The sequence below is a fragment of the Candidatus Phytoplasma oryzae genome, from assembly GCF_003263355.1.
Taxonomy (GTDB): Bacteria; Bacillota_I; Bacilli_A; order Acholeplasmatales; family Acholeplasmataceae; genus Phytoplasma; species Phytoplasma oryzae_B.
This window is the reverse complement of record NZ_JHUK01000004.1, coordinates 1-14,859: the sequence shown is the minus strand read 5'-3', so window position 1 is coordinate 14,859 and position 14,859 is coordinate 1. Positions and strand designations below refer to the sequence as shown.

Below are 14,859 nucleotides of genomic sequence, written 5' to 3'. Positions count from 1 at the left end.
TTTTTTCAAAACAATAAATATTAAAGTAGTTTTATACGGTAATAAACATAACAATTATAAAATTATTTAATTATGTATTTTCATCATCTCTTTTCTTTAAATAATTCACCTTTTAATGTCTTATTTATGGTATTAAAAGAATTCTAAAGAAGTGAAATATCTTATTTATTATAGAAAAAAATAAAAAATTAATCCAAAATAAATAATTTAAACCTATTAACTCATTAAAAAGGAGTCCTCAAAAATGAAATTTATTGCCTTCGAAGGGTTAGATGGAAGTGGCAAAACCACTCAAATTAACCTTTTAAAAGTAGTTTTAACTAAAGAATATAGAAAAAAAGTCACTGTTATTCAAGGGTTAGGGAGTTCCATTATCGGCCCCATGTTAAGAGAAATGTTTTTATATCAAACAAAAATAACCCCTTTTACTCGCATGTGGTTAAGTTTTGCCAATATGGAACAGACTCAAACAGAAATTATTCAACCAGCTTTAGAAAATAACCATATTATTTTAGCTGATCGTTGGATCGCTTCTACTTATGCTTACCAAGTATTTGGTCATTATTTAGATATCCCTTTAAAGAAATTTCATAAACTTCATTGTTCGTTTTTCTTTCAACCAGCTATTACTTTTTATTTCGATATTAAACCAGCTATTGGTTTAATCAGAAAACAACAAAAACTGGATTATGAACCTGATTTATTTGAAAAAAAAGGAATAGCTTATTTTGAACAAGTAAAAAGAGGTTATGATTATTTCTTTAAAAAAGATTTTTTGGTAAAAAATTATAATGCTGATATTCCTAAAAGTATTCTTTTTAAAAAAGTTATTACTTTTTTGAAAGAAAAAAAAATTATTGAATTCAGAATTTAGGAATATAAATTAAGTAAAGGAGGTTTATCTCATGTCCTTGCCTATTTTTCAAAAACTTTATTGGTGGTTCTTAGGTCTTGGTATGATTGGGCTTATTAGTTAGTTTAATGCTTTATGGAGTGTTTAAATAAAAAGAAAAAGTGTCTTCTACTTTGTTAATCATCCATCTTCTCAATCTCTTTTTTTAGAAGAAGTTCATAAAAAAGAAGAAGAATAATCCTTAGAATATTATCTCTAAGAAATAGACAATATAACTCCAAGAAGAAAAAGAACGAAAGAACAAGAAGAAATCAAGAGTCAAACGAACATTATTCAAACTAAATTAACAGAAATTAATATCGAAATTAAAACTTTGAGTGATCAAATCAAAGTTTTAGAAGAAGAATTAAAAGATACTAGTTTAAAAGAAGCAGATAAAAAAAAGAAGGACACAAGCTTGGTAAGCTAAAATTCCGGCTATTTATTTAAATAAACAAAATAATACTCAAAAGATTGAATGGTTAACTTTTATCAATATGATAATCTTCCAAAACAAGGTTATTTAAAACAAAAAAGTAAAATTTTAGAAGTAGCCATTGCTTATAATTAAGCTAATAAAGCGAAAAATAAAACTTTATTGAGTAAAACGGATAATGATCAAGCGACTCTTTTGATCGATTAAAAGCTTATGATTTGTTTTTAGATAGTCAATTATAAGAACTTAGAAAAGAATTAACTGCCGGTTGTTTAAATAAACCATGAACTCATCAAAAAAAGCAAATTACCTTTTATGATGTTTTCGGAACGGAACAAGAAAAAGAAGAATTAGCAGATTTAATTACTTATTTAAAAGCTGATCAAGCTAATTTAGTGAATTTTGATCAAATCAAACCCATGGTTATTTATTTTATACAGGCCCACCTGAATATCTTTTAAATGAAGATAAGGATTATTATATTGGTAATGCGGATTTACTTTATGATCCGAATAACCAAATAGGATTTGGTTCTACTAAAACATATCGCCTTCACTTTAATCCAGTTAAAAACCAAATCATGGTTTATGATAAGAAATTTAATACTAAATAAAACAAAGAAAGGAACCAGCTAATGAGTAAAAAATCATTTTTTAAAAACATTATACCTTCAAAGAAAAAACAAAAAATAACTCCTAAAAAAAGCATTTATAGAAAATCATCATCAACGAATTCTGTTAAGATTAGCATCGAACAACCAGTTACTAAGAGTACTCAAAAAAATAATTTATGGATCAAAATAGGAAAGATTATTACTACTTTTCTTTTTTGGTTACCTTTGCTTATTTTATCAGGCGCTTTGGGATTAGTATTATTTAAGTTTTTTTCGGAAGTTTATGCAGCTATCAGTAAGAAAGGGAAGAAAATCATAGAATATATGGTTAAACATTATAATAAATATATCGATGAACTGATTAAAAAAACATGGGAATGGTTATTTAATAAGAAACCTTCTTGATCCACTAGGTGGATTGAGACTATAGACACTATTTTAACTGGTTTAATCACTACTAATTTAACTACTAATATGTCTCTCTCGTAATTTTATTTTAAGATGTTTAAAATGGATTAGTCGCCTTTTCTTTTGGGGTTTTAGTTTAGTTTTTATGTATAAACTATATCATTTAAAAGATCAAAAACCAACTACTGATTTGCCCCCAAAACTGACCGAACAAACAGTCATTAATCAAATTAAACAACCTGATTTACTTTAACAAATAGATGATTTTAAAAAAAAGATCCAGAATCCATAAGTAATTTAAGCAATCACTATCTTCTTTTTCTGCTAGTTCTTCTTTTACTCTTTATAAAAAAAGAAGAAGAAAAAAAGATTAAAACTTCTTCTAATTAAGATCTTAAAACAAGAATCACTAATTATTTTCAACAAAGAAATTACGACCAAGAACAACTAGAACAAGAAAAAAATGACTTTAAATTTACAATTACAAAGTCAACAATTGGAGTTATGGATGCTTAAAAATAAACAGTTAATTGAAGAGCAAACTAACAAAGAACCAGCTATCACCATTAAACTCAACAAGCAGAAATTAAACAATTAGAAGAAGAATTAAAAGAAAAAGAAGAAGAAATTCTTTGTTTAGATAAAGAACTAAATAATCAAATGAATTCTTAGACATAAAAAGGATAAACAATTAAAGCTTTAGAAGTTAAAATCGAAGGAACGGAAGCGGATAATGAAAAAAATACTCAAAAAAACCAATTCTTAGAACATAAAATTAATAAACTAAAAGAAGATCTAAGAAAAGAAAAAAACACAACATAAAGAAACTGAAACAAAGTTACAACCAAAAATTAATGATTATAATAATAAAGATAACGCATATAAGCAAAAAAAGATGAACTAAAAGAAAAAACTGAAAAATGGTCCGGGATAAGATCAATTATTCGTAAAAAAGTAGATCAAGATTACAGTTATATAGTTGATAAAACTAAAAAAGATATGAAATACATTTAAAAATTGGTTTTCTTAACCTTTTGTCTTAAAATAAGAATATAGGAAAATGTTTAGAACTAAAAAAAGGAGTAAAAATTGAATAAATGCAATCAAAAAAAGGCAAGTTTAAAAAAATATTTAAATGGATAATACTTTTTTTACTCTTTTTTATAATTGTTATTATCATTATTATGAAATTTTTTCCTTCAAAAACTGAGTTGGTTCAAAACCTTATTCCTGAACCAAAAGTATCTATCACTAAACAATGGCAAGATTCGAAAGGTCAACCAATGATAGAAAAAAATTATATCTTTTATGGTTTAAATGGTTTAGGATATTATCAAAAAGAATTGGAAAAAGAACAACAAAAAAAAATAAAAGACCAAAATAGTAATGAGATTATCTTGTTAAAACATCGTCTTCAAACTCAAAAAGAACCAACAGATATTTTAGATTTTGTTAAACAACCTTTCGGGCATTGGTACATATTTTCCTATGAAATATCTTCTATTAGTATTACTTTTGAAAAAAATATTCTTGAATCTTTATTAGCTAATTATATTAGCGAATTTAGCACCGATGAAGATGGTCGTTCTTTCTCTTTCAGCTATAAAGGACCTCAATACCTTTTAGAAACTGATCAAGATTATTTCATTGGAGTAGCTTATTTACCTTTTGATCCAAATGATCAATTATTTTTAAGGAAAAAATATCAACTTCACTTTAATCCCAAACGAAACACCCTGAGTGTTTATACGGACAAGTTTAATACCAAATAAAAAAATGTTTAGAACTAAAAAAAGGAGTAAAAATTGAATAAATGAAATTAAAAAAAGGAAAGTTTAAAAAAATATTTAAATGGATAATACTTTTTTTACTCTTTTTTATAATTGTTATTATCATTATTATGAAATTTTTCCCTTCAAAAACTGAGTTTGTTCAAATCCCTATTCCTGAACCAAAAGTATCTGTTACAAAACAATGGCAAGATCCTCAAGGTCAACCAATGATAGAAAAAAATTATATCTTTTATGGTTTAAATGGTTTAGGATATTATCAAAAAGAATTGGAAAAAGAACAAAATAAACCAACAGCTGAGGAATTAGCTAGACAAGATCCAGAAGCTGCTAAATTAAGTCCTCTGGAAATAGAAGAAAAAATAAAAGATCCTGATAAAATTATTCTTTATCAACATCGTCTCCAAACTCAAAAAGAACCTACTGATATCTTGCCTTTTGCGAAACAACCCTTTAACAAATGGCGTACGGATGCTAATCAATATGCCTTTGGTTCTACTACTTTTATGAAAGGATCAGTAGTAGATTCACCGTTAACTCTATATATCGGATTCATGAGATGTGAAGAAGCAACCGGGGTAATGTGGTTTTATTATGATGGACCCCAATATCTTTTAAATGAAGATAAGGATTATTATATTGGTAATGCGGATTTACCTTATGATCCGAATAACCAAATAGGATTTGGTTCTACTAAAACATATCACCTTCACTTTAATCCAGTTCGTAAAACCTTGAGTGTTTATACTGAAAAGTTTAATGTTGAATAAAAGGAGTAAAAGTTTAATTTATGCAACCTAAAAAAAGTAAGTTTAAAAAAATCTTTAAATGGATAATACTTCTTTTACTCCTTTTGATAGTTGTGATTATCATTATTATTAATTTTTTCCCTTCAAAAACTGAGTTTGTTAAAATCCCTATTCCCGAACCAAAAGTATCTGTTACGAAACAATAGCAAGATCCTCAAGGTCAATCAATGATAACTAAAAAATATACTTTTTATGGTTTAAATGGTTTAGGACATTATCAAAAAGAATTGGAAAAAGAACAAAATAAACCAACAGCTGAGGAATTAGCTAGACAAGATCCAGAAGCTGCTAAATTAAGTCCTCTGGAAATAGAAGAAAAAATAAAAGATCCTGATAAAATTATTCTTTATCAACATCGTCTCCAAACTCAAAAAGAACATCATGATATCTTAGATTTTGTTGAACAACTATTTAACAAATGGTGGACATCTTCTTACGACATGGCTTTCGATAGTGCTACTTTTAGCTAAAGAAGTTTTGATTCTTTATTAGGAATCTATATCAGAGATTTTGCTGTTGATGAACATAATCGTTCTTTATCTTTTACTTATCAAGGATTCTAATATCTCTTAGATGAAGATAAAGATTATTATATCGGAAAAGCTGATTTACCGTATGATCCAGATAAGCAAATAAGATCTGTGATTCTACTAAAGAATATCATTTACACTTTAATCCAGTTCGAAATATCCTTAGTATTTATACAGAGAAGTTTAATACTAAATAAAATTAAATATCGAAATAGAAATTAAATATCAAATCGAACAAAAAATAAACAATTTATTAATGAATGAATAAATTGAAAATACTCGATAATCCTCTTTTACAAATACCTTTTTTAATAAACAAAAGACTCTGTTAGTCTTTTTTTACTTTTATTTAGAGATTAACAAAAAAACATGATTAATTACTAAAAATACCTTTTATAATAAGAATGTTTGTATTTTTGTAATGAAAAGAGAAAAAAGAGGCAAAAGCTCATAATGTTTCCTATAATATTCAAAAAATATTTTTTAGAATTTAAAAAAAAAGTTGTTCAAACTAAAATTAAAGGAATTAGATATATACAAATTATTCGACAATTTGGATTAAAAAACACTTTTTATATTTATCCTTGGTTTAGTCAATTTAAGGAAAATAATTATCCATATCATTATCAATATTATTCTATCGAAACTAAAAAAACTGTGATTCAATCCGTATTACAAAGCCACAATGATCAAAAAATTATTAAAAAGTTTAAATTAAAAAATAGAAGGATTATTTATTTTTGGTTTAAAGAATTTCAACAATCTAAAAATGATCATCATTTTAGCCGACTTAATCATTATCCTTTTGAAACTAAAATAAAAGCTGTTTTAGCTTTGAAAAAAGGAAATTCATATAAACAAATCCAAATGAAATATGGTATTAAAAACATTAGTTCAATTTATTCTTGGCAAAAATGGGTTGATCAAAACCAAATTTATCGTTTACATCAAAAATCTGGTTGTAATTATCGTTATCAAAAAAAATTTTGTAATGATAATGAAAATACTATTAAAAAAGAAATTAAAAAAATTTTAGGGTTAAATAAGAAAGAAAACAAAATTCTCTATTTAAAAATTATTTCTAAATATGTCTATAAAATAGGTTTAAACCAACTTTTAAGATGGTTGAATTTTTCTAAAAGTACTTATTATCGTTGGTTAAAAAAAAATAACCAACCTCTTTTTTTAACTACTTTAGATTTAGCTATCCAAAAGATTGCTAAACGAAATTGTGATTATAATTCTCAAGGTCAAAGACGTTATTTATTAGGATATCGTCGTTTGCATTTAAAACTCCTTTTAATTGGTTTCAAAGTTAATCTTAAAACTGTTTATCACAAAATGAAAAAGTTTAGATGTTTATGTCAAACGCCTAAAAATAGTTTTTTTATACGTAATTATAGAAGAAAAAAAGATTATCTTCCTAACCATCTACCTTTAACTAATTTAATTCAAAATAATTTTCAAGCTAATAGTCCTTACCAAAAACTTTGTGCTGATATTACTTATTTTCCTTATGGAAAAAAGCATCAATTTCTTTTTTTATCAGTTATTATGGATTTATATAATCGAGAAATTCTATCTTATACTTTTTCAGACAAACAAGATCATCAAATAATTATCCAAACTTTAAATCATTTACCTGTTTTAAAAAAAGTTGGTTTATTTCATTCGGATCAAGGAACTCCTTTTATTCATCAACATGTTCAAGCTCTTTTAAAAGAAAAAAATTTAATACCTAGTTTTTCAGAAAAAAGTTCTCCTCAACAAAATAGTTGTGTGGAAGCCTTTTTTAGTAATTTAAAAGGGGAAAGATTCTTTGAAGAAAAAAGAAAATTTTTAACTCCTCAAAGGATTAAACAAAAAGTTACTCGTTTTATCGAACATTATAACCAAAAAAGAAGATTAAAATATTTAGGTTATTTATCTCCTAATCAGTTTAAAAAGCAACATCTTAAACAAATATAGATGATTTAAAGCTTTTTTATTTGTTTTTTTTCTTGAGAAAATATATAATAACCATAAATAAATGATTTTTAAAAAAATAAAATAATCAAAAAAAGAGAATAATTTAGTCAAACGTCTAAAAGTAAAATTAATATTTTTGATGTGGCTAATTATTTAATTGAATATATCCCCGATATTACCAATACTAAACTACAAAAACTAATTTATTATGCCATGTTTTTTATTTAGTCCAAAAAAGAAAAATTAATTAATGCTACCTTACAAACTTGAGTTTATGGACCTGTTTTTCTTGAATGATACCAATAATTTTGTAAATATTCTTATTTACCTTTAATCAAAACTCCTGAAAGGGATACTACTAAATTATCTCTAGCGCATCAAGAATCTTTAAAAGTGGTCATACAAAAATATGGCCATTGAGATTCAGTAGATTTAAATGAACAAATTTACTATGAAGATTCATGGTGTTAGATGCTTATGATATTAGTAATTATTGGAAAAAAATGTGATTATTGATTGAGATTTTTAATCAAATATTTTGCTAAAAAGCATCCTTTAACATCTTAATTTTAAAGTTTGTTTTATGTTTAATTGTTTTTTCCAAGCACAAGATTTAATATTAAATAATAATCCTTTTTCTTTAAAAAAAATAAGATTAAAGACTCTTTTTGAATTATTAGAAAAAATATGTCAATATAGTGAAAAATATAGTTGGCTCCAAATTGGAAAAACAAAAACATTTTCATAAAATTAAAAACAATATTTTACAACAAAAATGTCTTAAAATTTTAGAAAAAGCTCATGGTATGAATATTTATCGATTTGTGGTCAGTATTTAAGATTTGATAGGAGTTCGAGTAATCGATTTTTTTTCCGTACACAAAAATAAAAGTAAGATTTTTTATTTTGTTTGTTTTGATTTATATCATCAAATATATAACATTAGTTAAATTTTTTCTTTTTTTCCTTTTTTTTAAAAATTTTATTTATGGGTTTATAGGAAATTATGCGTAGCCGGATAAAGATTTCTTTATTTCTTTTATTTACATATTTTTGAGTTAATTAACTATCATTTTATTTTCTTTTTTCTTTTTTTATTTTATTATTTTTTAAGAAAGAAATTGTTTTTTTGACTTTTTGACATAAAAGAAGAGGAAAAAACGCCCTCCAGAGTTTTTTCCTCTTCTTTTATGCTTATTAACTTCTTTTTTTACTTTTTTTTAAAATTTAGGATTGACAAATCTTTTTGCTTTAGATATCATGTTGGTGAACGTTAGTGAACAATATATATTAGTTAACTTACTTACTTGTTAAAGTAAGTAAGTTAACTATATATTATTTTTTCTTTTTTCTTTGTTACTTTCTTTTTTCTTTTAAAAAAATACTTTTCAGGAAAAGTCAATTTCTCTTTTTAAAATTTATTTAAAAGATAAAAAATTTAAAATAAAGAAAATGTTTATTCTAAAATCATCATATTTTATATCAAAAATCAACATATTTTAATGAAAGAGGTCTAAGTAATAGTAGGGGATTCAAATACCTCTTTTTTTGATATCAGAGTTGATTATTTGTCAAATCAAGAGTTTTTTTGGAAGCTATGTTTAATGATTAATAATGAAAAGTCGGTTTTTTTATAACTATTTTTTAAAATTATAAATTTTTTTTAAGGTTTTTTAACTTTTTCTTTTTTTTGGAAAAAGTTAACTATGAATAGTTGACTTTTATTTTTTTTAATATATGATAAGGGTAATTAATAAACAATTTAGTTTTTGAAAAAAATATAAAAAGAATTAAAAAAATAATTTCTTTCATTTTTTTTCAAGAATTATTTGATGCCCGTTAGTACCATTATTTTGGATCACAACCCTTTCTTATGTGTATTTTTTATATTATTGTTTACATTATATAATTAAATTTAATTTTAAACAGCTAAAAAAAAATAACCCTAAATATACGAATTGTTACCAAACATATAAAATAAGGTTATTTGACATTATATTACATAAATATCATCTTTTTAAGGTAATTTTTCTAGTAATTTCTAGTAAGATGGAAAAAGTTAAAATAATTATAAAGCATTATGTTTTTCTCAAAAAACTACAATTAAGTAATAAGAAAATTAAATTTTTACCAATTAAAGAATTTTTTAGCTAATTCATTTCTATTTTTGAAAACAACTTCAAAAATTTCGTTTAAAAATCTCTCAGACACTTCTCTGAGATCATCAATGTTTATTTCAGGATCATTTATAAATTCTATAAAATTTTTTTTAATATCTTGTTTTAATTCATTATCTGATACATCTAAAACTTTTCTTTTAAAATATTGAAAATCTAAGTCATCTTTTAAATTGAAATTTTTATTGTTTTTTTTTTTTTCTTTTCTTTTATTAAGTTTTAAAACAATTTCTTTAAATTTATTATCTTTTTCTGTTTCAACTAAATCTGACGATGATGCAAAAACTAAACGATATTTAAAAAGAGTTAAAATTAAAAAAAATAAAAAAACAGGAAAAAAAATTTTTTTAAAATAAATTTTATTTATTTTTTTATACATAAAATTCATTCTTTAAAACTCCTTTTAATTGATTTATATTTTTTAAAAAAACACATAAAAAAAATAAAAAAATACAATTTAAATACAATTAAATAATAAAAAAAATGTACTAATTTGTCAAAAAAGAAGTTTTTTTAAAAAAAACAAATCTTTCTTTAAAAAATAAAAAATTTTGACTTTTTTCAAAGAAAGTAAGAAAAAATTTATTAAATAAGAGTTCTATCATTGAGTTTTGATATGATTTTCATATAAAATTTAAGAGATTTTTTGCATACTTAGCGTTTTTAAATTTGGCGGTAACCAGTCCGCCAATTTTTTTTATTAATTGTTTTTAAGAAACATTAATAAATTTTTACCAATTAAAGAATTTTTGAGCCAATGCATCTCTATGTCTAACAGCATAATTAAAAAAAGTCTGTCAAAGGCGTTCTGATTCTTGTCTTATATCTTCAATAGTATTTTCAGGATTATTGATAAAATTTGATATAAATTCATTATTAATTATTTCTTTAAATTCATTATCAAATGGATCTAAAACTTTTATTTTAAAATATTGAAAATCTAAGTTATCTTTTAAATTTAAACTCAGATTAGTATCTTTTTTTCTCTTATTTTACTCAATTTTGGAAAAATATTTTCATATTTAATATCTTCTTTTTTTTCTTTTCCATTTTCTGATGATGCAAAAATTAAATTAGATTTGAAAAAGAGTTAAAATTAAAAAAAATATAATAACAGGAAAGAAAATTTTTTAAAATTAATTTTATTTAATTTATACATAAAATTTATTCTTTATAACCTCTTTTGATTAATTTATACTTTTTTTAAAAACCCAAATACAAATAAAAACTTAAACACATACAAAAATACAAAATTGTCAGAAAAAAACACTAAATTGTCTAATTAAAAAAACAAATAAAATTTTGTTTTTTTAAAAAGGTAAGTAAAAAATCAAACAATATTGGATAAAAGTTTTTTTTCTTAAAATATGTTCATTTTTTATACAAAATAGAACAAATTGTAAAAGATAAACTATTTTAAATTTCGGTTTGAATTAGAGCCAAATTTTTTTTTATAAAGAATTTAAGAAAATAAATGAAATATTTTATTTATTTAATAAAAGTAAAATTTTTTTCTAAAGCAGCTAAATTACTTTCTTTTTTCTTTTTAATATATTTTTTTTTTTTTTTTTTTTTTGATTATTCAATTTTTTTAATTCTTTTATTTCTTCTTGAAAAGTATTATGATAGTGTTCATTATCTGAAATTAATAAAATACTAGAACTAAAAGCTGTAATATTCAATGAAATAAACAAAATCATTTTTTTAATTTTAAATTTTTTTTCTGATTATTTATTTTTAAGAATTTTTAATTATTTCAATAATGGTAATGTTTTAGAATCACGATAACTTTGTTCTTCTGTAGACATATATATTTCTTCTGTAAAAAAAGATTTTGTTACTTCAGATATTTTCTCTTTTTCTTTTTTCTTAAAACTATTTCTTTTTTTATGATAATTTCTCAAATATTCTTTTCTAGAAAGATAACTTGATTTGGAACCGTATTTATAAAAAAAAGTTTTTTGTTCAATTTTGCCATTTTCTCCATTAAAAACAAGTTTTTTGTATGTTGTTTCATCATTAATTTTTGTACTATCAGAAGAAGCAAATAAAAATTTTGGAAAAAAAACAAATATAAATAAAAAAATACAAAAAATAATTTTATGAATTTTATAAAATTTAATTAATTTCAATTTTTTAACATCCTTTCTAATAATTAAAAATTTTTAAGATACAATATTATTTAAAATTATTTTATAAAAAATACAAATTTTTTAAATATATAAAATTTTTTAATTATTAGAAAGGATGAAATTATTTTGTTATTTTTTATTTAAATATTTTAAAATAACAAATAATGATCAATAAAAATTTTATAGAAATTAGTAATTTTGATTCAAGTAAAATATTTTTGGTAAAAAAATTTTTACTTTGTTTTTTTACAGTTTTTTATTTATTATTTTACGAACTATTTGTTATTTTATGAGAATTTAATTTTATTGTCGAAATATAAATATGAAAAAATTATCAAAAAAAACAAAGAAAAATATAATATATCAAAAAGAAAAAAGAACTTGATTTAGCTGCATTAGAAAAAAATTTTACTTTTATTAAATAAATAAAATATTTTATAAATATAAAAATTTTTCTAATTTCTTTTAACTCCTCAGGTTCTAAGAAATTTTTTTAATTAACTTTTTTATTTTTTTTCATTTTTTTATAGGATTTATAAGATCTTTTAATGTAAAAGTTAAAAAAGGTTTAAAAAATAAGAAATGATAACAGTGCTATTTTTTTAAAATATTAAAAAGTTTTAAAATATTTACTTTTTTTAACTATTTTTTATTGTTATTTTTTACTTTTATGTTTTTATTATTCTATTATAAATAATCTGTTCCAGTTTATGGCATATAAAACGGTATCAGTCGGAAGTAAATAATTTATAAAGAAATTAGTTTTTTAATATTTCTTATATTTTTTTTGCAAAATACTAAATTGTTCACTAATTACCTTAATGATACATTATATATTAAAAAAAATAAAAGTTAATTATTAAAGTTTATTTTTTACTAATAAAATAAATTTGCTACAAAAAAATAAAAATTATTTTTTCATTTTTTAATTTTTCAAAAATTCAAATAAAATATTTTATTTGATTGGAGTTTATTTTAAAAGTTAATTTTGTTATATTTTATTTTTTTTAAAATTAAAATGTTTATAATAATTATTTTGCTAAATCAATTTACTTATTTTAAAAAAAAATTATATTTTATATCAATTAAAATGGTTAAAATAAAAAGATAAAAATATATTATTTAATAATTTTATCTAAATTCATAAGAAGTTATAAATTTAAATTATAAATTTTGTAACAAAGAAAATTATAAAAAAATAAAATATAAATTTTTAATTTTTTTAATTTTAATATTTTGACTTAATAAATATTTACTTTACTTTAAAAATTTAATACGATTGTATGAGTGTTCAATGTTTGTGTTTAAATTAGATTATTTTATATATGATTTTAATTTATTCTGATACAATTTTAATTTATTTTGATACAATATTTAAGTTAAAAAAATGAATTAATTAATTTAAACATTTTTTAGTTAAAGATAATTTTTAAAATTAAAAACTTAAAAGGATTGATTAATAATTTTTTTATTTTATTTTTTAAAATTAAGAAATATTTTTTTATTATCTTAAATAATATAAAATTAATATAAAATCATAAAAAATAATATAAAAAAGTTATGAAAATTAAAAAAATACTTTCTTATGAACTATCAAAATAAAAAAAATAAAAGAATATTCAAATTCCATAATTATTTTATTATTTGGATTGTTTATTTATTAGTAATTTTTTGTTTATTTATTCATTTTTTATCCATTTTAAATTTTAAGTGTAAATATTTTTCAATTGACTTAAATTTTTTCACTAAACGTAGTTTTGTAGAAATAACAAAAAAAGTTTCTCCTACGGAATGTTTGAATTTAAAGAAAGAAGACTTAATATATTCAAAGATATATCCAGATATACAACCAATTTCGATTTATGATAATAATAAAGATGAAAAATATATTTTAACGAAAATTTTTGATAGAGATTCAATAACTTCAGAATTCAATTTACAAGATAAAAAAATTTATTATAATTCTATTGAATCTAAAATAATTTTTAGAATATTTTATATTATTCCTTATATTATCTCATTTATACTATTTTTGTTTTTTTTTAGTTTGTTTTTTATAAGAAGAAAAGAAAATAGAATATTTATTACTAATAATAAAATATTGAATTATTTTTTGTTTTTTTTAGATCTTATTTTATGTTTAAACTTAATTTTAGTCATAATAAAATTAAGTGGAGACGATATAATGGTTATACTGTATTCTATAATATGTTTGTTTACATATAAAGAGAAAAAACCAACAAAAAATATTATTAATATGTATGCAATTATTTCATGTTCTTGTTTTAATCTTTTTTATCTTGCTTTTTATTTTAGTATTTTTGGAATTATTATGTTTTTTTTGTTTAATTTATTTTATTTGTTTTTTTATATTAAAATATGGAAGTTTAAAAAAAATAAATTATGATAAATATAAATTAAATTTGTATTTTTTAAAAAAATTTGTTTATTTTATTGGATAGTTTTTTTTAAAATAGAATATTTCATTTATTTTAACAAAAGTAAATCTTCAATTTCTTCTAATTATTGAAAAATTGAACCAAAAAGAGAATTTAATCAAAATAAATTATTTAAACATTTAGCTTTTTTATTATCTTTTTTTAAAAAAATATTATTTTTTTAACATCAAAATTTAAAGATAAAAAACATTGAACATTATTTTAATCAAAAATAACAATAAAATAATAAAAAAAGATTAAAGTAGAAATAAAAAAAAAATTTAATATTATATTATTATATATGTTTTAAGAAAGGAGAAAATAATTTTTTTATGTTTTTAATAAAACAAAAAAAAAATTTTATCAATTTATTCATTTATAGTTTAAGTTTCCTTTTTTTATTACAATATCATCATTGTCATTTGCTTTGGGCTATGAATCAAGACAATTCTTTTCATTTTTCAAATTCCGAATATTTTGACTTTTTAGATTCTTCTTGTTCAAGTTCAAATATCGATAATCATTTATCATCAAAAAATCAAGACATCAATCTTGATCTTTCTTTAAAATTAGCTAATTCTGAAGGTCCAACACTAACTTTAGGTTTAGATCGGGAAAAATTAGAAAAAGAAGAACTTGCATTACAAAAAAAACAAGAAGAATTGA

The 14,859-nt window shown here is 21.1% G+C and carries 13 protein-coding genes and 1 pseudogene; 11 read left to right on the top strand and 3 right to left on the bottom strand.

Annotated features, from left to right (window positions below):
• Nucleotides 1-244: 244 nt before the first annotated feature.
• From tmk to DH96_RS02180, 9 genes and pseudogenes are all read left to right on the top strand, one after another.
• A complete protein-coding gene (gene tmk, locus DH96_RS01670) occupies nt 245-874 on the top strand; it encodes a dTMP kinase (protein ID WP_111961346.1) in 630 nt (209 codons plus the stop codon).
• 750 nt (nt 875-1,624) lie between these two features.
• Nucleotides 1,625-1,812 (top strand): annotated as a pseudogene (locus DH96_RS02245) (ATP-dependent Zn protease); the annotation flags it as partial.
• A 150-nt stretch (nt 1,813-1,962) separates the two neighbouring features.
• Nucleotides 1,963-2,346, top strand: a complete 384-nt coding sequence (locus DH96_RS01665; RefSeq protein ID WP_111961345.1) for a hypothetical protein — start codon at nt 1,963-1,965, stop codon at nt 2,344-2,346.
• 1,100 nt (nt 2,347-3,446) lie between these two features.
• On the top strand, nt 3,447-4,121 hold the full coding sequence (locus tag DH96_RS01660) for a hypothetical protein (RefSeq protein WP_111961344.1): 675 nt from the start codon (nt 3,447-3,449) through the stop codon (nt 4,119-4,121).
• A gap of 41 nt (nt 4,122-4,162) precedes the next feature.
• A complete protein-coding gene (locus DH96_RS01655; RefSeq protein WP_111961343.1) occupies nt 4,163-4,909 on the top strand; it encodes a hypothetical protein in 747 nt (248 codons plus the stop codon).
• A gap of 20 nt (nt 4,910-4,929) precedes the next feature.
• Nucleotides 4,930-5,094 carry a hypothetical protein gene (locus tag DH96_RS02185; RefSeq protein WP_160330315.1) on the top strand — a complete coding sequence of 55 codons (165 nt, stop codon included), beginning with the start codon at nt 4,930-4,932 and terminating at the stop codon, nt 5,092-5,094.
• A gap of 21 nt (nt 5,095-5,115) precedes the next feature.
• On the top strand, nt 5,116-5,418 hold the full coding sequence (locus DH96_RS01650; protein WP_066540333.1) for a hypothetical protein: 303 nt from the start codon (nt 5,116-5,118) through the stop codon (nt 5,416-5,418).
• Nucleotides 5,419-5,931: 513 nt separating this feature from the next.
• On the top strand, nt 5,932-7,446 hold the full coding sequence (locus DH96_RS01645; RefSeq protein WP_083515904.1) for an IS3 family transposase: 1,515 nt from the start codon (nt 5,932-5,934) through the stop codon (nt 7,444-7,446).
• A gap of 583 nt (nt 7,447-8,029) precedes the next feature.
• On the top strand, nt 8,030-8,194 hold the full coding sequence (locus DH96_RS02180; RefSeq protein WP_160330314.1) for a hypothetical protein: 165 nt from the start codon (nt 8,030-8,032) through the stop codon (nt 8,192-8,194).
• Nucleotides 8,195-9,573: 1,379 nt separating this feature from the next.
• On the opposite strand, the gene DH96_RS01640 is transcribed toward DH96_RS02180, so the two are convergent.
• From DH96_RS01640 to DH96_RS01635, 3 genes are all read right to left on the bottom strand, one after another.
• Nucleotides 9,574-10,011 carry a hypothetical protein gene (locus tag DH96_RS01640; protein WP_111961342.1) on the bottom strand — a complete coding sequence of 146 codons (438 nt, stop codon included), beginning with the start codon at nt 10,009-10,011 and terminating at the stop codon, nt 9,574-9,576.
• Between the two features lie 1,135 nt (nt 10,012-11,146).
• Nucleotides 11,147-11,323, bottom strand: a complete 177-nt coding sequence (locus DH96_RS02175) for a hypothetical protein (protein ID WP_160330322.1) — start codon at nt 11,321-11,323, stop codon at nt 11,147-11,149.
• Between the two features lie 51 nt (nt 11,324-11,374).
• Nucleotides 11,375-11,755 carry a hypothetical protein gene (locus tag DH96_RS01635; protein ID WP_066540665.1) on the bottom strand — a complete coding sequence of 127 codons (381 nt, stop codon included), beginning with the start codon at nt 11,753-11,755 and terminating at the stop codon, nt 11,375-11,377.
• Nucleotides 11,756-13,340: 1,585 nt separating this feature from the next.
• Between DH96_RS01635 and DH96_RS01630 the strand changes: the two genes are divergently transcribed.
• Together DH96_RS01630 and DH96_RS01625 are read left to right on the top strand one after the other, a co-directional pair.
• A complete protein-coding gene (locus DH96_RS01630; RefSeq protein WP_111961341.1) occupies nt 13,341-14,162 on the top strand; it encodes a hypothetical protein in 822 nt (273 codons plus the stop codon).
• A gap of 363 nt (nt 14,163-14,525) precedes the next feature.
• On the top strand, nt 14,526-14,859 hold a 334-nt coding region (locus DH96_RS01625), incomplete at its 3' end, for a hypothetical protein (RefSeq protein WP_146735086.1).